The 21,134-nt window shown below is 45.0% G+C and carries 17 protein-coding genes; 2 read left to right on the forward strand and 15 right to left on the reverse strand.

Annotation, left to right across the window (positions count from 1 at the left end; translation table 11 throughout):
- Nucleotides 1-16 precede the first annotated feature (16 nt).
- The 11 genes from KBW69_RS19075 to mnmG form a co-directional block, all read right to left on the reverse strand.
- Nucleotides 17-550: a F0F1 ATP synthase subunit delta gene (locus KBW69_RS19075; protein ID WP_257253755.1), complete on the reverse strand. Its 534-nt coding sequence runs from the start codon at nucleotides 548-550 to the stop codon at nucleotides 17-19.
- A 12-nt stretch (nucleotides 551-562) separates the two neighbouring features.
- Nucleotides 563-1,033, reverse strand: a complete 471-nt coding sequence (locus tag KBW69_RS19080) for a F0F1 ATP synthase subunit B (protein WP_257281898.1) — start codon at nucleotides 1,031-1,033, stop codon at nucleotides 563-565.
- Between the two features lie 212 nt (nucleotides 1,034-1,245).
- Nucleotides 1,246-1,500, reverse strand: a complete 255-nt coding sequence (gene atpE, locus KBW69_RS19085; protein WP_257253757.1) for a F0F1 ATP synthase subunit C — start codon at nucleotides 1,498-1,500, stop codon at nucleotides 1,246-1,248.
- Nucleotides 1,501-1,591: 91 nt separating this feature from the next.
- The gene (gene atpB / locus KBW69_RS19090; protein ID WP_257253759.1) at nucleotides 1,592-2,473 is read right to left on the reverse strand and encodes a F0F1 ATP synthase subunit A; all 882 of its coding nucleotides are present in this window, start codon (nucleotides 2,471-2,473) and stop codon (nucleotides 1,592-1,594) included.
- A 51-nt stretch (nucleotides 2,474-2,524) separates the two neighbouring features.
- Nucleotides 2,525-2,959 carry an ATP synthase subunit I gene (locus KBW69_RS19095; protein ID WP_257281899.1) on the reverse strand — a complete coding sequence of 145 codons (435 nt, stop codon included), beginning with the start codon at nucleotides 2,957-2,959 and terminating at the stop codon, nucleotides 2,525-2,527.
- Between the two features lie 281 nt (nucleotides 2,960-3,240).
- Nucleotides 3,241-4,143 carry a LysR substrate-binding domain-containing protein gene (locus tag KBW69_RS19100; RefSeq protein ID WP_257281900.1) on the reverse strand — a complete coding sequence of 301 codons (903 nt, stop codon included), beginning with the start codon at nucleotides 4,141-4,143 and terminating at the stop codon, nucleotides 3,241-3,243.
- A gap of 1,184 nt (nucleotides 4,144-5,327) precedes the next feature.
- Nucleotides 5,328-5,663 carry a hypothetical protein gene (locus KBW69_RS19105; protein WP_257281901.1) on the reverse strand — a complete coding sequence of 112 codons (336 nt, stop codon included), beginning with the start codon at nucleotides 5,661-5,663 and terminating at the stop codon, nucleotides 5,328-5,330.
- 117 nt (nucleotides 5,664-5,780) lie between these two features.
- On the reverse strand, nucleotides 5,781-6,686 hold the full coding sequence (locus KBW69_RS19110; RefSeq protein ID WP_306674591.1) for a ParB/RepB/Spo0J family partition protein: 906 nt from the start codon (nucleotides 6,684-6,686) through the stop codon (nucleotides 5,781-5,783).
- Nucleotides 6,683-7,489, reverse strand: a complete 807-nt coding sequence (locus KBW69_RS19115) for a ParA family protein (protein WP_257275763.1) — start codon at nucleotides 7,487-7,489, stop codon at nucleotides 6,683-6,685. Before KBW69_RS19115 ends, KBW69_RS19110 begins: the two co-directional genes overlap by 4 nt.
- 52 nt (nucleotides 7,490-7,541) lie before the next feature.
- Entirely contained in the window at nucleotides 7,542-8,186 is a 645-nt protein-coding gene (gene rsmG / locus KBW69_RS19120; RefSeq protein WP_257281903.1) for a 16S rRNA (guanine(527)-N(7))-methyltransferase RsmG, read from the reverse strand.
- Between the two features lie 627 nt (nucleotides 8,187-8,813).
- Nucleotides 8,814-10,688: a tRNA uridine-5-carboxymethylaminomethyl(34) synthesis enzyme MnmG gene (gene mnmG / locus KBW69_RS19125; RefSeq protein ID WP_257275614.1), complete on the reverse strand. Its 1,875-nt coding sequence runs from the start codon at nucleotides 10,686-10,688 to the stop codon at nucleotides 8,814-8,816.
- Between the two features lie 839 nt (nucleotides 10,689-11,527).
- Here mnmG and KBW69_RS19130 point away from each other — a divergent pair.
- Together KBW69_RS19130 and KBW69_RS19135 are read left to right on the forward strand one after the other, a co-directional pair.
- Nucleotides 11,528-12,925 (forward strand): hypothetical protein, encoded by a 1,398-nt coding sequence (locus KBW69_RS19130; protein WP_257281904.1) that lies wholly within the window; start codon nucleotides 11,528-11,530, stop codon nucleotides 12,923-12,925.
- Between the two features lie 548 nt (nucleotides 12,926-13,473).
- On the forward strand, nucleotides 13,474-14,445 hold the full coding sequence (locus KBW69_RS19135; RefSeq protein WP_257281905.1) for a Fe(3+) ABC transporter substrate-binding protein: 972 nt from the start codon (nucleotides 13,474-13,476) through the stop codon (nucleotides 14,443-14,445).
- Nucleotides 14,446-14,559: 114 nt separating this feature from the next.
- Here KBW69_RS19135 and KBW69_RS19140 read toward each other — a convergent pair whose 3' ends face one another.
- The 4 genes from KBW69_RS19140 to KBW69_RS19155 all read right to left on the reverse strand — a co-directional run bounded on the left by KBW69_RS19140 (nucleotide 14,560) and on the right by KBW69_RS19155 (nucleotide 20,911).
- Nucleotides 14,560-17,121, reverse strand: a complete 2,562-nt coding sequence (locus KBW69_RS19140; RefSeq protein ID WP_257281906.1) for a DnaA ATPase domain-containing protein — start codon at nucleotides 17,119-17,121, stop codon at nucleotides 14,560-14,562.
- 389 nt (nucleotides 17,122-17,510) lie between these two features.
- Nucleotides 17,511-20,096: an ATP-binding protein gene (locus KBW69_RS19145; protein WP_257281907.1), complete on the reverse strand. Its 2,586-nt coding sequence runs from the start codon at nucleotides 20,094-20,096 to the stop codon at nucleotides 17,511-17,513.
- Nucleotides 20,097-20,388: 292 nt separating this feature from the next.
- A complete protein-coding gene (locus KBW69_RS19150; protein WP_373690718.1) occupies nucleotides 20,389-20,691 on the reverse strand; it encodes a Txe/YoeB family addiction module toxin in 303 nt (100 codons plus the stop codon).
- Nucleotides 20,639-20,911: a type II toxin-antitoxin system Phd/YefM family antitoxin gene (locus KBW69_RS19155; RefSeq protein WP_257274311.1), complete on the reverse strand. Its 273-nt coding sequence runs from the start codon at nucleotides 20,909-20,911 to the stop codon at nucleotides 20,639-20,641. Before KBW69_RS19155 ends, KBW69_RS19150 begins: the two co-directional genes overlap by 53 nt.
- Between the last annotated feature and the right edge of the window lie 223 nt (nucleotides 20,912-21,134).

Raw genomic sequence — 21,134 nt, forward strand, 5'->3', positions numbered from 1 at the left:
ACTTAAAAAAAAGTAACTATGAAATCATCGCATCGGCAAGCTTGGTCAACCGTGAGCGGACACTGCCGTCGATAACGAGGTCTCCAGCTTTCACGATGACGCCGCCGATCAGGTAGTTATCTACCTGTGTATGCATTCGTACTGATCGACCAAGACGTTTTTCAACTTTCTTTGCGATCTTGTCCTGCTGTTCATCGGACAGCGGGAAAGCCGAAGTGACGACAATATCCTGATAACTCTGATCCTGTGCTTTCATCTGCTCAAAGATCGCGTCGATCTGGGGAAGCAGGAAAATCCGTTTTTTATTCGTAAGGATCCGAATATAGTTCTCGACTTCAACCGAAAGGCTGCCTTCGCACAATTTGATAAAGGCGTCTGCCTTCATGTCTCCGGTAGTGGACGGGTCTTTCAGCATCCTGCCCACAGCCTGACGCCTGGATACGCTCGCACATAAAGTTAGCATCTGAGACCATTCACACAGCTGATCATGCTCTTTTGCTATCTTGAATGCGGCCTTGGCATAGGGACGGGCACATGTGGTCAATTCCATGGTCTATCCCCTTTAGAGTTCAGCAACCAGGTCATCAACCAGACGGCTGTTAGCAGACTCGTCCAGGTTCTCACCCAGAATACGCTCAGCACCGACAATCGCCAGGGTGGCAACCTGAGAACGCAAAGCTTCGCGAGCTCTATTGGCTTCCTGCTCGATTTCAGCCTGTGCAGCCACCTTGATGCGGTCAGCTTCTTCACGGGCCTGCTCTTTAGCTTCTTCAACGATCTGGGCAGAGCGTTTGTTTGCCAGTTCGATGATTTCCTGAGCCTTTTCACGAGCTTCACGCAGTTCTTCGAGAACTTTTTTCTGAGCCAGTTCCAGCTCTTTTTGACCACGAGCTGCAGCGTCCAGTCCGTCAGCAATTTGTTTCTTGCGGTCGTTAAGGGCCTGCATGATGGGTGGCCATACATACTTCATGCAGAACCAGACAAACACCGCGAAAGCGATCGTCTGACCGATGATAGTTGCATTGATATTCATGCGAACTCCAAATGCTCCAGTAAAATCTTAAAATCCTGCCTCAGATGAGCGTACTATTTTATTTAGCAAAATAAGACGCTTCCAACAAAGTTGCTTGGGTCAGCGTATCAGCCATTGAGTACTAACCAGGATCTTTGTTCGGCTTATCGTTTCGATACGGTTTTATCAGACCGGCCGTACATCAACGCCAAGCCGGATCTTCACTACAGCTATTACTGAACCAGAGCTACAAACGGGTTAGCAAAGGTGAAGAACAGGGCTATACCTACTGCAATCATAGGCACAGCGTCAAGAAGACCCGCTACGATAAACATTTTGGTTTGCAACATAGGAGCCGTTTCAGGCTGTCTGGCAACACCTTCAAGGAATTTGCCGCCCAACAAACCAAAGCCGATAGCTGTAGCCAGAGCCGCAAGACCCAGCATGAAAGCAACACCGATTGCAGTCAGACCTACTACCAGTTCCATATTTCCTCCCGACCTATTGTGGTCTTTGTTAAGTTGAAGTTTTAGGTTAGTTAACACACCACGTCAGTCACCTGACGTGCAATATCTATTATTAATGGTCTTCGCTTGCCATGCTGAGATAAACGATGGTCAAAATCATAAAAATGAATGCTTGCAGAGTGACCACGAGAATATGGAAAACAGCCCATCCAAAGTGCAGAGGTAGCTGCATGTAGCCGACCAGAGCAATCAGAATGAAGATCAGCTCACCTGCATACATGTTACCAAAAAGACGCAGAGCCAAAGAAATCGGTTTGGCAATCATGGTAACGGATTCCAGCAGAAAGTTGATTGGAATCAAAAGGGCCTGCACAGCTTTATTCGGGCTGCTGAACGGATGCAGAGTCAGCTCACCAATAAACCCACCAATACCTTTCACTTTGATCGAGTAAAAGATAATTAACATAAAGACGGACAAGGACATACCCAATGTAATATTCGGATCTGTACTCGGTACGATTTTCATATAAGGAATGCCCAACACAGTGGCCAGACCAGGAATCCAGTCGACAGGGATCAAGTCCATCAGGTTCATGAAGAAAACCCAGCAGAATATAGTCAATGCAAGCGGTGCGATCAGGTTATTTCTACCATGAAAGGAGTCTTTGACACTGCCATCAACAAATTCAACGACCATTTCGACAAGATTCTGCATACCGGTGGGAACCCCGGCAGAAGCACGCTTGGCTACCATACGAAAGATCGTGATAAAGACCACACCCAGCAGAACTGACCAGAACAAGCTGTCTACGTGAAACGCCCAAAAGCCCATTTCTTTTGCTTCAGCAGCAGTTTGGGCAAAAGTCCAGGTGTCTTCCGACAGAACACCCAGCTCATTGCCATAATTATCAACACGTTCAAAACCTGCAGGCAGCTTACCGAATGTAAGATTCTGCAGGTGGTGGGCTATGTACTCAGATGCAGTCGTCGCCATGAATTTTCCCGTACACCATCATTGTATAAATCTGTCGTCAGTAAACCCGCGTCAACTCTTTATTAGTAGAGGGGTCAGCCAGCTTACTGCCTGAATCAAAGCAAATGCACCGAACATCGCCAAGGGTTCGATTGACGGTATCAGTGTAAAAATCAGAATGAACGCAAGGATCGTTAAAGCAAACTTTCCGGCTTCACCCTGGTAAAATGACCTGACTATTTCCTGCGCCGCACTGGCTCCCCGATATCGAAATGCTCTCCAGACCAGATAAGCATTGGGGATACTGCATGCCAAACCACCTGACAGAGCGGATACAGCGAAAGACTTACCCAGCGGCAGCAAAAGCAATGTCAGAGATACTGTAGTCAACAGTTGAGCAACGACAACACTATAGAAACGCGGCTGTTGCAAATGCGGGTACCTGGCCCGACTGTCACTTCTAAACATCTCTTTGCTTTTGGCTCTCCACGTCGTTTCTACAGACATAGATTCCTGTATTTTACCTGAACATCATGACAGGCCTGATAAGTCTTAATCCGCCCCTCAGAAACTGGCAGGGGTTTCAGCCTTTGCGATGTGTGAAGACAGTTAAACATCAGATGGTAAAACTTCACACAACTGAAAATCTTAGAACTTTTTTTCACCCCTTCGGCGCGCGAAAGTATACTAGTGACATGCACCTACGTTCAACTAATATCTTAAGGGTTGGTTTTATACGACTACGGAACAGTAACATCCCGCCAACCTGAATGGATAGCGGCCAATCATTAACTGATTAAAAGCTTGTCATCCCATCTCAAAATAAAATCAGAGACTTTCTTGATCACACCACTTCGATATTTTTTTCTGTTTAGTAACAAATAAAAATGACGATTCAGGGTCAGGTCAGACACGCTGATTGTTGATAGCAGACCCGCATTCCTGGCTCGCCATACAGCCAGGTTGGAAATACAACCAATACCCAGTCCTTCCATGACAGCCTGCTTAACGGCTTCAGCCCGGTTAAGGCTCATAATGACGTTGGGCGTACACAAGCGTGCAGCCAGCACTTCATCAAACAGTTCACGTGTTCCCGAGCCTGTCTCCCTGAGTATCCACTCTTCGTCTTTCAGTGACTGAAGATCCACTGTCTTCCCGGCCATGGGATGATCAGGGTGACAAATAATAACAAGCTCATCTTCGCGCCAGGGGATCACTTCAATATCCGGGTGCAGACAGCTACCTTCCACTACGGCCAGATCAACCTCCATAGCCAATATTCTCTGCTGAATACTACGGGTATTATCAACCGTCAATTCGGCCCTGATATGAGGGAATTCCTTGAAAAAATCCCCAAGGATACGAGGCATCAGGTTATTGCCAATGGTGGAACTTGCATGAATCTTCAGCGCTCCCTCTTCATAACAGCTGTTCTCTATAAACTGCGTTTCGATCTCATGGGCGCGGTCAATCAGCTCTGCAGCCAATGGTAATAATGCACGTCCAGAATCGTTTAATGTCATGGACGCGCCAGCGTGCCGGTCAAATAAAGGACCTAAATGCTTCTCCAGTTCTGACAGAGCCATACTGGCAGCAGGCTGTGAAATAAACAGCGATTCTGCCGCTGCAGTGACTCTGCCGCACTGGGCGACCGCCTTAAAAATTGCAAGCTGTCTCAATGTGATATGCATCTACTGCTCCGATACCAATGGCCCACTCAAAAAGGACGTTACGACCGCGGTTGGCATAAATTAAACATGGCTGAAACCAATCTCAACAGACATAAAATAATATTACATTTATCGCATAAATAATTGATTTTTAATTATAAAGAAGAGTATGTCATCTTTCGATAATTTTTGTTTTTTCTAAGGAGTCCGAACAAGTTTTGAATTAAAAATAGATTTACAATCACCTACTCATAAGTCTTCCTTATAAGACTCCATTGATTTATTGATTATTCAAGAAATAAGCCTGCTTCTTATAATTTATTGACCATCACCAGACCAATAATAAAACTTTTTATAGGGATCTTTTGAAAGCGTACCCAAAAGAAATTCCTATAACAATTATCCAATGAGGAGTAGCCATGCACAGGGAATATGATGACACTAATATAAGGCATTGGGTTGATCTTAAAAAACAAACATCTGTTCTCGAGAAAATTGTGACTTGCAAAAAAAAGAGAAAAAACCCATCAACACTTGATAGTCTTAGCGCTTTTTTTCGTGAAGCAGATAAGTATTTGAAATAAGCATTTTGTAGGAAAATTTATCCTGCTTTTTCATCCTCCCTGGCTTTTTTCAGGATAAAATACGATAACTTTTTCAGGGTTAAACCGGGTTTGACCAAGTAATGAGCTGATTTAACCAACCCGGATAATAGTGATATACAGAACACATAAGCTCGACTTATAAGTATCTATAGTTTTATTGATTATCCGCAGAGACCTTCAGACCTCTATAATTCGCTCGCCATCATCAAGAACAATACGTAACCGCTACTTTCAACTTCCGACATTGAAAGATCGGCAGATACGACCGAGATCACGAGTCACGACAAAAATATAAAACATATTAAGCACATAGCATTTGCACCAGAAGAACAGCCACTGTTCCTGGAAATGCATTTATCATAGCAGTGAAATTGTTATCGGATTTTGTTTATTAAAACCAGTAATCTTCAGGACAAAATTCTATAGCTTTTTCAAACTGACAGTGTGCGACAGCTATTAGGCTGCTTTATGCAGCCGATTTTTTGGTCTGCAATCTGCCTACATTCTGCTCGACTTCTGAGCCCATTTTTAAAAACGCTTCATTAAAAACAATTAGCCGCTTTCAATATCGCTTCTCTGACAGGTCAATCCAGTAATACTCTAATTGTTGTTGGCACTGGGAACAACCTGACCTTTCTCTTTAGTCGTTTGACCAATGTAATCAGCCAGGACCTGACGATTTTCATCAGGAGCAGCGAAAGCAACAAACTTCTCTCTGGTACCTGCAAAGTTACCATCACCAAAGTCCCGGTTGGTGCGATCCAGACAGACAACCCAGTTCCCTTCGGGCACCATCCAGTCAACGACCATTGTGGAAATATTATCAAGCTCCATGCCACTCCGGGCGAAGAAGCGCTTGAGACGCCCACGCTTGGAGTCAATTCCGGTACCGTGCTCCACAGTTCGGGCAATACCGGACAGGTTGAGTGACATCAATCTGATACTCAACTCCTTCAATCGCATCGAAGTTGTAATCGAAATACATGAATGCCAACAACATTATTATCAGGGCTTTGCGTATAACCTACCTTGTGTTTATTGGGTATGGGGCACTCATTGAATATGAGCCAGAACCCCGTCCAGTTCATCCAGGCTATTGTAGGAAATCACCAGTTTTCCCTTGCCTTTGGCATTGTGGGTAATGGCCACTCTGGCTCCGACACGATCCGATAAGTCGTCCTCCAGACGTTTGATGTCAGGATCTATTTTCTTCGAGGTCTTTTTCTTACCCTGCTCTTTTTCCTGCACCATGCGACGCACCAGAGCTTCTGTCTGGCGAACAGAGAGCCCCTTAGCCACGACGGTTCTTGCGGCTTCCAGCTGTTCCATATCAGACAGTGGCAGTAGAGCGCGGGCGTGCCCCATTTCCAGGTCACCGTATTCCAGCATTTTTTTTACGTCAGAACTCAACGACATAAGACGTAAGATATTGGCTACTGCTGCTCTGGATTTACCCACGGCCTCAGCCACTTCCTGCTGAGTCAGTTCAAACTCTTTCTGCAGGCGTGAAAGCGCAATGGCTTCTTCAATAGGGTTAAGATCTTCCCGCTGAATGTTCTCGATCAGTGCCATCGCTATAGCCGCTTCGTCAGGAACATCCCGGACCAGGGCAGGCACTTCAGCCAGGCCGGCAAGCTGTGCAGCTCTCCAGCGACGTTCTCCGGCAATGATCTCATAACGATTATGAGACAACGGGCGAACCACAATGGGTTGCATGATGCCCTGGGCCTTGATACTTTCAGCCAGTTCTTCCAGAGCATCCGGATGCATATCCCGACGCGGCTGATATTTTCCACGCACCACAAACTCGACAGGAATCTCTTTCAGCTCCTTGTCCTGAAAGGTTTCGCCTTCAGACGTTTCTGTCAGGTTGGTTAATTCATCGGAAACGGATGAAGAGAGGTTAGCGCCTCCCATCAGCGCACTTAAATTGGTGCCAAGACGTTTTTTAGCCATCAGGTTCCTGTCTTCCTTTCAGTCTTGAGCCCCTTGTTAAGAGCCTCTTGTCTGCGAACCAGCTCACCCGCCAGTGCCAGGTAAGCAACCGCTCCTCTGGAGGTTCGGTCATAAGCCAGTACCGGCTTACCATGGCTTGGAGCCTCTGCCAGACGCACATTCCGTGGGATAACGGTACGATAAACCTGATCGCCAAAATGGCCAATCAACTGTCTGGAGACTTCGTTGGTCAAACCCATTCGGGGGTCGTACATGGTTCTGAGCAGACCCTCAATGTGCAGCTTCGGATTAACGGTCTGTCTGATACCGGTAATGGTTTCCATCAGAGCGGTTAAGCCTTCCAGAGCATAATACTCACACTGCATGGGTATTATGACGCCTTCTGCAGCAGTCAGAGCATTCAGCGTCAGCATATTAAGCGACGGAGGGCAATCAATCAGAATAAAGTCGTAGCGATCACTAACAGCAGAAAGTGCATTTCTCAGCCGCGTCTCTCTGGCCTCCATTGACATGAGTTCAACTTCAGCGGCAGTGAGGTCGGCGTTAGTGGGAACCACGTCGTAGCCGGCTTCTTCTGCGTTCTGAATAACCTGATCAATGGTGCATCGTCCGGTCAAAACATGATAGGAGGAATACTCCAGACCATGCTTATTGATACCACTTCCCGTCGTGGCATTGCCCTGAGGGTCCATATCAACCAGTAAAACCTTTCGTTTGGTCGCCACCAGAGAGGCGGACAAGTTGATGCAGGAAGTGGTCTTTCCTACCCCACCTTTTTGGTTCGTTACCGCAAGAATTTTTCCCACTGCCAATTGCTACCGTATCGTCTTTGTGTTTTTAAAAAGCTGTTTGTTTAAACTACACGTCTGCCTTCAGGATAACCAGATGCCTCTGTGCTTCACAACCCGGAACGTACAGAGCATGACTTTCCAGAAGGGAAATTTCCGGTCTTGACTGCTTCAGATCAACCAGTTCCTGTTCCGGAAACAGGCCTTTCATTGCCAGAAACTTTCCACCCGCCCTGATCAGATGGTGTGTGCCATTGACCATATCAGCCAGAGAACTGAATGCTCTGGACATAATAACGTCAAACGGCTGGTGTGCCTCAAAGGATTCTACCCGGCAATTTGCCACTGTGACATTTTCAAGACCCAGTTCTGTTTTAGCCTGAGTCATAAAACGGGTTTTCTTACCGTTACTGTCCAGCAACGTGTATTGCTTTTGTGGGTTAAGGATCGCCATAGGTATGCCTGGCAGACCGGGCCCGGAGCCTACGTCCATTAGATAATCACCTTCCATAAAGGGAGCAATACTAAGGCTGTCGTGTATATGCCGAGACACCATTTCCAGCGGATCCCTGACGGCGGTCAGATTATAAGCTCTGTTCCACTTGGCTAGCAGCTCTACATAACGGGCCAGCATGTCCGCCTGGCTATCCGCCAGCGACAGGGATTGTGCAGCTGCGCCCTCGCAGATACGTTCACGTAAGGACAGAAATGACATCAAGAATCAGTCCAGATAGGGTACATAGATTAAGAGCCTTACGGCTTGGTGGATAGTGTATTGCAATAAGCGTATTCAGTCGAATTCAGAACTTTCTGATTGCACGTCAATCTCACAGGCCCGCAGAACAAATCCTCAATCAGACAAGAGAGAGTCATGATAAACTCTCAGCTAAGCATGAACATTACTGTCTATTGATTATTTCGCACGGTTATTCTGGATGGTGGCTATGCCTTCATTAATTTCTTTGGAAAGTCATACATTGTGTTATCAATAGACTTATGAAAAAAATAATCAAACGACTCTCACAGACTATTCTTGGCAGGCTCAAGTCAGGGGCTGATCTTTTCTCCGGTAAGCCATCAAAAACTGGATTAACCGTTAGAGAACAGACTCAGTTAATCACCGACTTCTCAGCATCGACTCTGAATATCAGGAAACCCGCTCTAATCGCTCAACCCGTTAAGCTCTACCCGCTGAGAAAAGACCGAATGGGACTGTGCAATCGTTTAAAAACAAAGCGCCAGTCTTTCCGAGAGCGGGCTCTGAAAAGGAAAAACCGATGCCCGAATCGAAACAGGCTTCATCTCTCAACTAGAAATTCAGGCCTGCATCAGTGGGCAAAAATCAGGCAACCATCGAACGTTTTTTAAGATGAATCAGTAGCAACGAGACCGCTGCAGGTGTCATCCCCTGAATACGGGAAGCCCTTCCCAGGGTTTCTGGCCTGTTATCAGCGAGTTTCTGCTTCAGCTCATTAGACAGGCCCTCAATCACACTGTAATCCAGAGTCTCAGGGATCTTTGTACCTTCGTAGCGACGCAGGCGATCAATCTCTTCTGTCTGACGATGGATATAGCCTTCGTATTTGGTAGCAATCTCAACCTGCTCACACACCTGAGGGTTTTCCTCCGGCTCACCGGAGAGTGAAGCAACATCCACATAAGTCAGCTCCGGACGACGCAGCAGTTCCTGCAAACTGTATTCACGACTGATGGGGTTGGAGAGCTTGCTATCGATTTTTGCCGAAGCTTCAGTCTTTGGATGAATGTAAGTGGTCCGCAGGCGTTCACTTTCCTTTTCTATTCGCTCTTTTTTGTCGCAGAAAGCCGACCAGCGCCTGTCATCCACCAGACCGAACTCACGACCTTTTTCTGTCAATCGCAAATCTGCATTATCTTCACGCAGAATCAGGCGATATTCCGCACGGCTGGTAAACATTCTATAAGGCTCACTGGTGCCATTAGTAATCAGGTCGTCTACCAGAACCCCAATGTAGGCTTCATCCCTGCGAGGACACCAGCTCTCCTTACCCTGAGCTCTCAAACCGGCATTCAAACCAGCCAGTAGTCCCTGGGCCGCGGCCTCTTCATAGCCCGTGGTGCCATTGATCTGTCCGGCAAAGAACAAACCATCTATTGCTTTTGTTTCAAGAGAATATTTCAGACCTCTTGGGTCAAAGTAATCGTATTCAATGGCATAACCCGGACGGGTAATGTGAGCATTTTCCAGACCGCGGATAGAACGCACCAGATTGACCTGAACGTCGAAGGGCAGACTGGTGGAAATACCATTGGGGTAAAGTTCATTGGTATTCAGGCCCTCTGGCTCGAGGAACACCTGATGTGATGACTTGTCTGCAAAACGGGTGATCTTGTCTTCAATGGAAGGGCAGTATCTTGGGCCAATGCCTTCAATCACCCCGGTAAACATGGGTGAACGATCAAGACCACCGCGAATGATCTCATGGGTCCGTTCGTTGGTATGAGTAATATAACAAGACACTTGACGTGGATGCTGTTCAAAAGAGCCCAGATACGACATAACCGGAACCGGTGTGTCACCCGGTTGCTCTTCCATCACCGAAAAATCAACAGAACGGGCGTCAATCCGGGCAGGCGTGCCTGTTTTCAGACGCTCAACGGCCAAATCAAGATCTCTCAATCGATTGGCCAAAGCGATGGAAGGAGGATCTCCTGCTCTGCCACCACTGTGATTTTCCAGACCAATATGAATTCGACCACCCAGGAAAGTCCCAGCGGTCAGAACGACATTAGTTGAAAGGAATCGGATACCCATGTTCGTCACAACACCAGTGACCTGACCCTGCTCTATCATCAGGTCATCAGCGGATTGCTGGAATATCCACAAATTGTCCTGATTTTCCAGAATATTCCGGATCGCTTCTTTATAGAGTGCTCGATCAGCCTGGGCTCGGGTAGCCCTGACAGCGGGACCTTTTCGCGCATTTAAAACCCTAAACTGAATACCTGCCAAATCCGTCGCCAGACCCATGGCTCCACCCAGGGCATCCACTTCTTTCACCAAGTGGCTCTTACCAATACCACCGATGGCAGGATTACAGGACATCATCCCCAGAGTTTCGATGTTATGGGTCAACAAGAGTGTTTTAACACCCATGCGTGCAGAAGCGAGTGCGGCCTCTGTGCCCGCATGGCCACCACCTATCACTATCACATCAAACCGGGTTGGAAAATCCACTGCCAAGGTCACATCACCTTTATTCGTTAACAGGCCAGTAAAAAAGAGGCGGATTATACCTCAACTCTTTTGTCCACAACACGCATCCTTTTCATAACAGACGCTATTCAGTCTGTTTTTTGAGCTGAGAGGGAGGTCTATTGCTCTCTGTGTATAGCTTAGAGCGGCATCAGGCAGGGGGTCAGTCGTAAAGCCCGAAGTCTTCTATGTCGTCTTCCCACTGCCTTTAGAGGTCTTTACCTGTGAGTAACATTAAATACAATTGCCATCTTTAACGTAGTGTTTATTAGATTTTTTTATTATGTATAGTGTGAGTACTTTCTGTGGATAAGCAAAAAAAATAAATATATATCAATATCTTATGAAATGAATAAGTATGTCAGTCTGCTGTTGGGATCTTCCGGTTAAGATGTAGTTTACCTGTGGGTAAAAGAGCTTTTATCCACAACCGAAATTTATCAATATCTTATCCCGGTACCTATAAATAGTTTCTCTATGCAGCTTTCCACAAGCCATTTCTAAGAGAGCCTACCCACTGAAAGGTTGATAATCCCTGCATTTGAGGCGTGTTTAGACTTATAAAGTGATATTTTTTATCCACAAGAGATATAACTACCTGATCCTGTGGAATTGAATATTCAGAGGGTTCTTCGTAAGTGCTCAAAAGTCGAAGAAGCAGAATTGCAGGGCGATGCAAAAGAGGAAATACCGCAACAGAAAGCAAGAACAATGGTTGATCTTTTTTTAACTGTTTTTTTGCTGGATAGAATAACGTTGTCTGTATCATCCGGTCAGCGGTGGCTATGCGGTACTCTGTCTACGTGAATATCAGAGTCCTGATGGTTCACTCAGATTCACCGCCTGATAAAGCCAATTTCAGGCGCAGACCCCTGGGAACTTTTTTAAATCAACACGGTCAAAATAAATTACACGGTCGAAATAAATTAATAGTTGTAAGTACGGTGGTAGCAATGGATTGCCTAAAGAAAATAAGTTTTATTTTTTGTTTAAGTTCTATGATAATTGCTCAGTGTATTGCCGATTGTATTAATAGTTACGGTGAAAAATCTTATAGAGAAAGGGAAACTTTAATCACAGACGTAGCAGGTTTTTTTCAAGAAATAGACAAAGATAAAAATAATTATGTTTCAATTGAAGAGTTAGAGAATAGTAGCAGTCAAAGGTGTGATTATGTTGAACTTTTAATTATCTGGTCTCTTATAGAAAATTATGATTATATCATTTCACTTTCAGGTGATGAATACTTTTTTGAGAGTAATGGGTTGAGTCTTAATAGCATCAAAGTGTATATTTCTGATATTCTAAATGATAAAGATATTAGATTTTTACTTTATAAGATGAAACTTCTATCTTATGGACTTATGCCATTAGGAGTCGATTCTATCGATTACCAATATATCCATCAGCAACAAATTGGTGATTGTGGTTTAATTGCATCTATCACATCATTAGCTTATTCAAGACCAGCTGATATATATAATATGTTAAGTCAGAATGAAGATGGGAGTTTTAACGTAAATTTACCTTCACATAGAAATATAAAAGTAGCTCCTAGTATTGAAATCTTATACAAAGGAGCCATTGCTCCTTACAGAGGTTTCTGGCCATTAATATTAGAAATCACGATTCTTAAGCTAATAAGTGACGAATCATCTACTATCAGTAAGTATTTTTCTAAATCTATCTCATATCTGAAAGACAACATTTATCATGCTGTTTTGAAAAATCCTCAAGGAAAATTATCACGAAGAAATTATGAGATCGATTATTTCCTTAATGAAATAACCGCCAAGAAAGCAATATCAATTTTAACCGGAAATCCGACAGGGTATTGGCGGATTTATATGAGCACGTCCAATGAAATTAGAAAAAAATTATATGAACTTACTTATTATAAAAAGATATCAGCAGCTAGTTTAATTAGTTCACATTACAAGTTTCTATGTCTAACTAAATTGGATTTACCAATATTACCAATTAATTATTGTTATAAAAATTTGATACCACCTTATAGAAACTTACCTAACCATCACTGCTACAGCATACTCTTTTATGATACTGAAAGTGATAATGTTGTTTTAAGAAACCCTTGGGGGCACGAAGAGCCCTCAGACCCAGAAACACACCTACCAATCGATGGACGAGATGACGGTATCTTTAAAATGAAAATAGACAGTTTTATGCAAGTCTTTGACATGATCGAATTTGAAGAATGATTAATACATTTTTGTTTGGCCTACTTTGCACAACTGCTGTTAATTCCGACCGGTGACCACCTTGCACTTGAAAGCTCTACTATGCGGGACGAAATGAGAAGCTTCCTTGAAAGGAGTACAGGGTAGATTAGCTTGTATACGAAGGCCTGTTCTCAGAGGAGGTTATGTAGCCCTGGGAGAGACAGTACGGCCCGGTGCCGCTCAATTTTTTCTGACAACGACTCAAGTGCGGCAAGTGTTCGAAGGACTCAGATCGTTTGTGACTTCTTATTTAGGGTGGCCAGTGAGTGACGATGCAGAAGCTCTGTCACAGCAACACAGCCCGCTTTTTGGCGGGCTGTTCAGTGTGAGGCTTTGGTAAATGTGAAAAGGCGGGTGAATAGAACGAAAAAGTTAGTACTTATGTACTTAAATAACTGGCGATAAAGAGTAATTTCTGTAAAATACGCGAATGATAATGTTTCCTATTTAGATTGATATTATAAAAGAGACGGTTGTCGCCCATGTTGAAAAATAAACTCTCTTCAGTGCTTTTAGCATCAGGTCTTATGGCTGCATCTGCCCTCTCCCAGGCCGCAGAAGTGGTTAACGTGTACTCTTATCGTCAGCCTTTTCTGGTTGAACCTCTGTTCGCAGAGTTCAGCAAGGATACTGGTATTGAAGTCAATATGGTGTTTGCTAAAAAAGGTCTGAGTGAGCGTCTTGAACGCGAAGGCCAACTGAGTCCTGCTGATCTGGTATTGACGACAGACATCAGCCGACTGATGAATCTGGTAGAAAAAGATCTCAGCCAGCCCGTTGACAGCCAATCAATCAATAACGACATTCCTGCACAATACAGAGACCCTGAGGGTGAGTGGTTTGCCCTGACCAAGCGTGTCAGAAATATTTACAGCACCAAACGTTCCGACAAGCCGGAAGGCATCACTTATGACGATCTGGCCGATCCAAAGTACAAAGGCAAGATCTGCACACGCAGCGGTAAAAACGCCTATAACGTAGGTCTCGTTGCTGCTTATGTCGCTCACAATGGTGAGGAAGCGACCAAAGAATGGCTGCAAGGTTTCAAGGAAAACCTGGCCCGTCGTCCTCAGGGTAACGACCGTGCCCAGGTAAAGGCTATTAAGGAAGGCGTTTGTGACCTGTCTATCGGTAACAGCTATTACTTCGGCAAGATGATGACCAATGAAGAACAGCGTCCCTGGGCTGAGTCCGTTTACATCAACTTCCCTGATCAGAAAGGTCATGGCTCTCATGTCAACGTCAGTGGCATGGTTCTGACCAAGCATGCCCCTAATAAAGACAATGCTGTTAAATTAATGGAATTCCTGGCCAGTGAGAAAGCTCAGGCTACCTTCGCTGAAGTCAACATGGAATACCCTGTGAACCCTGACGTGCCGGTTTCCGAAATGGTGGCTTCCTGGGGGGCGTTCAAATCCGACGATCTGCCTGTCTACAAGCTGGCAGAGAACTACGCAACCGCTCAGAAATTGTTAGACGAAGTCCGTTTTGATCTGTAATTAGAAGGCCTTTCGACCTTCTGGAGAGCCGACGTCTGCTTGTCGGCTCAGATCTATGAGTCCTCGGCGCCTTACCTTTCGATGTAGAGGCAAATCTGCGGGCCGAGCCCCGAGTCAACCCTTCAGTCCGGATTCCGAAAAGTCCTGGAACATATGCTTAAGACGGTCATCAATACGGATCCTCTTCTTTTTAACACCGAAGTCTTCCTCCAGATAATTCCGTACAGTTTTTAACAATAATTTGCGGTCTTTGGTTTTAACCACCAGCTTTAAGCCTTCATCGTGCACTCTCTGAGCAATATTCATGAGCTGCTCAATATTAGCGTTACCAAAAGCAACATCACACTCAATAAAAACAGCCTGATGCTGTGTTCTGGATAAATCGCTGAGAAAGAAATCGGGGCTTAATTTTTTTGGGAGTCCGGGCAAAACAGGGGAACCCACCAGGCGGATCTGTTCTGCCGGAATATTGAGTATTCTGGCCATTTCGTCTATTGATACAGGGTGCTCAGTGATCACTGCTGCCGCCTTGCAACCTTGATACTGACCCAACTGCGATAGTGCATCAGCAGCCTGAACTTCAGGGCTGTGCCACCATTGGGTACGGCGACTGTCTCCCTGCAAATCGCTCAGGTAAAGAAAGTTATGGGCTTCCCTGGTTAAGGGATCAATAACGCCAGGGGTTGCATCTTTGACAGGAATATGACGATTTGAACTGACCATGATGGCTTTGTTATCAGTCATCACATGTTCCATTGTTTTTGCCAGAAGTTGGTTGCTAAGGTATTCGCCGTTGACATCATCGATGACCACCAAATCCTTTCCGGCAAGCATTTCATCGATCTTTTCAGCCCAGAGCGCTTCTTTACCACCTAAGTTTTCATAGAGAGTGCCCACCGAAGCTTGGTCTAAATAAAGGGTGTCGACACCATATTCGGCTACTTTTTTGGCAACCGCTGTACATAGATGTGTTTTACCTATTCCCGCTGATCCGCTCAGGAAGAGTCCCATGGGCTTTTTATGGGAGGCTTCACACTGATTATTTATCACAGCGTGAGCGAACTTTCGGGCCGTATCTTTCATCAGTTCCTGCTGTTCTGAGTCGGGTTTGAATTGGTCTAAATCAGCATCAAGATTTTCAATGGTGAACGATGAAGCCTGATGCACGGGCTTTGATTTCATATTCGGTGTGACAGACAACAGTGGTTGACGATGCCAGACTTGATCGCACTGCGAAAAAAAATATTCCCAGTACACATTACTGAAGCGAAGTGCACAAGTGATGCCACCAACAGGGTGGTCATGGGGCACGATATGGCCTTTCAGCTCCGCATAATCCGTTTCTCCCTTTTCGATTGCGCGGATTGTTTCAGGACCTTGGGGTTTATTGTAACCATCAATCAGTATTTTTTTGATTTGGTTGTAGGTTTTCGGTTCAACAAATTCATTTGGACCAAACCCCAGATAGAGATTCTGTCCGCTGCTGTTTTGCCCGGTGCATATCAGATTAAAACCTGTAGCATTACCGACTTTATGTTTCTTCGTGTAGTCTGCTACGCCCGCAATGTAGATGATATCACCCTTTTTGATATCCTGTTCTGACAGTTCCCTGTCAGTTCTATCAGTGCGGGTTTCATCAATGTGCGAAAGATTGTAAAACAGATCATGGATAGGGTTGCTGAAATCGATCGATCTTAAATTTTCAGCCATATTCGCGAAGTTAGAAGAGCTTTTGCTAATCGTGCGGGAAATTCTGAACTTTGCGACCGGTGCACCAAAGATCCGATTGAATTCGTCAGTGCCAATGATGGATTCAATGGCTCGATACTGACAGGCCAGCAGGGTTGTCGCACAGTCTGCAATGGTAGGGCCATGAAAAAAAGCATTCAGACACTCACTGGGTGTATGCCCGTTATCCTTTGCTACAAAGCTGGATATGTAACTCCTATCAAAATATTTTGGTAGTGTGTGCTGCAAGAGGTTAATACCGTTTGAAAGCCTGGGAAGTTCATAGTGCATATAATCCTCATCATAAAAAACACCCAGACGTTTTCTTACTTCCTGCACATTTGGCGAACGAGAAGCATTGAAGATTGTCGTGACCAAGCCATTGCCAAATTGGGTAAAACTTACGTTCATTGACGGAACTTGATTATTAAAGCTTGTCATGACTGAGCTCCGCTTTTGGTATGATGTGTTAAGCTGCTGGAGCCAACCAATCGTTTTATTGGCAAATTGTTCATCCATGGGCTTATTACTGTCACTTACCGGGAAGGGTTTGTAAGAGGGCGTTATCGTGCCTAAAGATTTGAAATGAACTGCCAGAATAGCATTGTCAGCTCGTAAGACAGAGGCATCAGAGGACGGATGACATTGTTTTGAACCTTGTGCAGACAGGACAGTACCGCCTGCGTCAGTACCAGAATCTTCAATTGTTCTTTTCCTCAGGCTCTGCGTCTGCCCGCTTGAATCCACCCTTTCTTTCAGGTTGTCAGCAACGCTCATCTCAGCAACAATATCTGATGGCGAGGGCTTTACACTTCTTGAGGTGGAACCTGAAGAAATGGGAGGGGGGTTATTTTCAGCCGTTATTTTAGAAGATTCAGTCTCTGTTTTTCCGGATTGGAAAGGTAGACCAAACTGACAGCTGGTAGCGAAATTATTTACATTATCCATAATTAATCGTCCTTTATTAATTTGTATCTGCTGTTAATACCGTCCTACTGATTAGCTCATTTGCTTGGCAAATTTAATGCTTCATGACAGTGCTTCAGGCCATCTCAAGAGAAGGGGGAAATTATCCGAACCTTGTACTATCGCTCTATTATTTGGACAGAAAGGAAATGATTTAGTTCACTGCTAAATGGGGGGGCTCAAGTCAGGAGTTTGAACCGTAATCTACCAGATTGCGTATTTGAAGCTGATTGTTAGACGAGGTCCTTTTTGATCTCTAATTAAAAGGTCTTTCGACCTTCTGCAGAGCCGGCTGCTTGCTGGCTCTGGTCTATGAGGCCTCGGCGCCTTACCTTTCGATGTAAAAGCAATTCTGCGAGCCAAGCCCCTGGTCAAACCTGCAGTCCAGATTCCGAAAAGTCCCGGAACATATGCTTGAGTCGGTCATCAATACGGAGCCTCTCGTTTTCAACATTGGGGTTTTTTTCTAAATAATTCCGTACAAATTTTAACAATAATTTGCGGTCTTTGGTTTTAACCACCAGCTTTAAGCCTTCATCGTGTACTCTCTGAACAATATTCATGAGCTGCTCAATATTAGCGTTACCAATAGCAACATCACACTCCATAAAAACAGCCTGATGCTGTGTTCTGGATAAATCGCTGAGAAAGAAATCGGGGCTTAATTTTTTTGGGAGTCCGGGCAAAAGAGGTGAACCCACCCGGCGGATCTGTTCTGCCGGAATACTGAATATTCTGGCCATTTCGTCTATCGATACAGCGCGCTCAGTGATCACTGCTGCCGCCTTGCAACCTTGATACTGACCCAACTGCGATAGTGCATCAGCAGCCTGAATTTCAGGGCTGTGCCACCATTGGGAACGGCGACTGTCTCCCTGCAAATCGCTCAGGTAAAGAAAGTTATGGGCTTCCCTGGTTAAGGGATCAATAACTTCAGGGGTTGCATCTTTGACAGGAATATGAAGATTTGAACTGACCATGATGGCTTTTTTATCAGTCATCACATGTTCCATTGTTTTTGCCAGAAGTTTGTCGCTAAGGCCTCTATCGTTGGAATCATCGATGACCACCAAATCCTTTCCGGCAAGCATTTCGTCGATCTTTACAGCCCATTGCCCTAGATTACCCCCTAAGTCATCATATAGAGTACCTGCCGTAGCATCGTCTATATAGAGGGTGTCGACACCATATTCGGCTACTTTTTTGGCAACCGCTGTACATAGATGTGTTTTACCTATTCCCGCTGATCCGCTCAGGAAGAGTCCCATGGGCTTTTTATGGGAGGTTTCACACTGATTATTTATCACAGCGTGAGCGAACTTCCGGGCCGCATCTTTCATCCGTTCCTGCTGTTCTGAGTCGGGTTTGAATTGGTCTAAATCAGCATCAAGATTTTCAATGGTGAACGATGAAGCCTGATGCACGGGCTTTGATTCCATAGTCGGTGTGACAGACAACAGTGGTTGACGATGCCAGACCTGATCGCACTGTGACAAAAAATATTCCCATCGCTCATTACTGAAGCGACGCGCACAAGTGATACCAACAATAGGGTAGTCATGGGGCACGATATGGCCTTTCAGCTCCGCATAATCCGTTTCTCCCTTTTCGATTGCGCGGATTGTTTCAGGACCCTGGGGTTTATTGTAACCATCAATCAGTATTTTTTTGATTTGGTCGTAGGTTTTCGGTTCATCAAATTTATCCGGACCAAACCCCAGATAGAGATTCTCTCCGCTGCTGTTTTGCCCGGTGCATATCAGATTAAAACCTGTAGCATTACCGTATTTATGTTTCTCTCTGTAGTAAATTACGCCCGCAATGTAGATGATATCACCCTTTTTGATATCCCTTTCTGACAGTTCCCTGTCAGTTGAATCAGGGCGGGTTTCGTCAATGTCCTCAAGATTCTGAAACAGATCATAGATAGGGTTGCTGAAATCGATCGGTCTTAAATTTCCAATAATATTCCCGGAGTCAGAAGAGTCTTTGCGGGTGTGCGCCATAACCGAGCAGGAAATTCTAAACTTTGCGACCGGTGCACCAAAGATCCGGTTGAATTCGTCGGTGCCAATGATGGATTCAATGGCTCGATAATGGCAGGCCAGCATGGTTGTCGCACAGTCTGCAATGGTAGGGCCATGAAAAAAAGCATTCAGACACTCACTGGGTGTATGCCCGTTATCCCATGCTACAAAGCTGGATGTGTAACTCTTATCAAAATATTTTGTTAGTGTGTGCTGCCCGAGTAAAATAGCGTATAACAGCTTGGGAAGTTCATAGGTCTTATAATCCTCACCATAATAAACACCCAGACGTTTTCTTACTTCCAGCAATTCTGGCAAACGAGAAGCATCGTAGGAATCTCCGTAGGTTATCATGAAAAGGCCATTGCTCAATTGGGTACTTCTCATGTCCATTAACGGAGCCGGATCAGTAAAGCTTGTCATGACTGAGCTCCGCTTTTGGTATGATGTGTTAAGCTGCTGGAGCCAACCAATCGTTTTATTGGCAAATTGTTCATCCATGGGCTTATTACTGTCACTTACCGGGAAGGGTTTGTAAGAGGGCGTTATCGTGCCTAAAGATTTGAAATGAACTGCCAGAATAGCATTGTCAGCTCGTAAGACAGAGGCATCAGAGGACGGATGACATTGTTTTGAACCTTGTGCAGACAGGACAGTACCGCCAGCGTCAGTACCAGAATCTTCAATTGTTCTTTCCCTCAGGCTCTGCGTCTGCCCGCTTGAATCCACCCTTTCTTTCAGGTTGTCAGCGACGCTCATCTCAGCAACATTATCTGATGGCGAGGGCTTTACACTTCTTGAGATGGAACCTGAAGAAATGGGAGGGGGGGCATTCTCAGCCGTTATTTTAGAAGATTCAGTCTCTGTTTTTCCGGATTGGAAAGGTAGACCAAACAGATAGCTGGTGGCTAAATTATTTACATTATCCATAACTAATTGTCCTTTATTAATTTGTATCTGCTGTTAATACCGTCCTTGTGGTTAGCTCGTTTGCTTAGCAAATTTAATGCTTCATGAGAGTACTTGGGCCATCTCAAGAAAAGGGGTAAATTACCCGTATCTTGTACTATCGCCCTATTTTTTAGACAGATAGGAAATGATTTAGTTCACTACTGAACTTGCTGGAAAAGCAGATGATATAGTGCGATATAGAAAATGCGGACTATGGAGAGCCAACCACTGTGGCATTACAAGAATTAAACATCCTGATATTTATCGGCTCTCAATGCTGATCGTAATGGCCACCCAGAGCGCAAATATAGATAAACTGGTCGTCAAATCTATATATCAATCGGTCCTTCTGGGTGAGCCTGCGAGACCTGTGACCAGAAAGGCCATGCTTTAGCGGTTCTGGTTTGCCGACCCCAGTAGTTGGGTCACCTTGCATCATTTCCTTGAGTTGGCGGCATAAAACTTTATGCAACTTTTTATCTTTCTCGCGTAAAGCTTCGTATACCTGCCAAGTATTACCCTCAAAGACCAATGATCTCACTGATATCCTCCTCACTTGGCTGATAGCCCTCACCCCGGCTGTGTGTATTCTGTGAGTCTGCAATCTGCTGCATCAAGCTACTATTCTGCAGCACATAAAGGGTCTCTTGTTCCCGCTCCCAGTCATCAGCACTGATCACTACAAAGTCTTCTCCACCGCGTCGAGTGACCTTAAGCGGAGTGCGGTTGCCCACAACCTTCTCTACAAAGCTTTTCAGGTTATCCCTGAACTGATTAACGCTGACACTTTCCATAAATTAACTCCACCTTTTGTGTACGGTATTACCGTACACTTTAGAGAGCAGGCATTTAAAAGGCAAGTCAACGCCTAGCAGCCTGTCGGACTTAAGGCTGCTAGCCAAGAACTACGCAACCGCTCAGAAATTGTTGGACGAAGTCCGTTCTGACCTGTCATTAAGTTGAACTCTGTCCTGAACAGACCCTGCTGTTTGAAAAAGAGATGCAAATTCTACTGAT

It is taken from the genome of Endozoicomonas sp. ISHI1, assembly GCF_024606225.1.
In the GTDB taxonomy this organism is placed as follows: domain Bacteria; phylum Pseudomonadota; class Gammaproteobacteria; order Pseudomonadales; family Endozoicomonadaceae; genus Endozoicomonas_A.

What these genes read in the sequence shown, in the direction of transcription:
- atpE (WP_257253757.1), bottom strand. Translation starts at nt 1,500, where the DNA reads ATGGAACTGGTAGTAGGTCTGACTGCAATCGGTGTTGCTTTCATGCTG.
- KBW69_RS19080 (WP_257281898.1), bottom strand. Translation starts at nt 1,033, where the DNA reads ATGAATATCAATGCAACTATCATCGGTCAGACGATCGCTTTCGCGGTG.
- KBW69_RS19095 (WP_257281899.1), bottom strand. Translation starts at nt 2,959, where the DNA reads ATGTCTGTAGAAACGACGTGGAGAGCCAAAAGCAAAGAGATGTTTAGA.
- rsmG (WP_257281903.1), bottom strand. Translation starts at nt 8,186, where the DNA reads ATGTCATTTCTGTCCTTACGTGAACGTATCTGCGAGGGCGCAGCTGCA.
- KBW69_RS19130 (WP_257281904.1), top strand. Translation starts at nt 11,528, where the DNA reads ATGGTTCACTCAGATTCACCGCCTGATAAAGCCAATTTCAGGCGCAGA.
- KBW69_RS19135 (WP_257281905.1), top strand. Translation starts at nt 13,474, where the DNA reads ATGGCTGCATCTGCCCTCTCCCAGGCCGCAGAAGTGGTTAACGTGTAC.
- KBW69_RS19075 (WP_257253755.1), bottom strand. Translation starts at nt 550, where the DNA reads ATGGAATTGACCACATGTGCCCGTCCCTATGCCAAGGCCGCATTCAAG.
- KBW69_RS19155 (WP_257274311.1), bottom strand. Translation starts at nt 20,911, where the DNA reads ATGGAAAGTGTCAGCGTTAATCAGTTCAGGGATAACCTGAAAAGCTTT.
- KBW69_RS19145 (WP_257281907.1), bottom strand. Translation starts at nt 20,096, where the DNA reads ATGGATAATGTAAATAATTTAGCCACCAGCTATCTGTTTGGTCTACCT.
- KBW69_RS19100 (WP_257281900.1), bottom strand. Translation starts at nt 4,143, where the DNA reads ATGCATATCACATTGAGACAGCTTGCAATTTTTAAGGCGGTCGCCCAG.
- atpB (WP_257253759.1), bottom strand. Translation starts at nt 2,473, where the DNA reads ATGGCGACGACTGCATCTGAGTACATAGCCCACCACCTGCAGAATCTT.
- KBW69_RS19140 (WP_257281906.1), bottom strand. Translation starts at nt 17,121, where the DNA reads ATGGATAATGTAAATAATTTCGCTACCAGCTGTCAGTTTGGTCTACCT.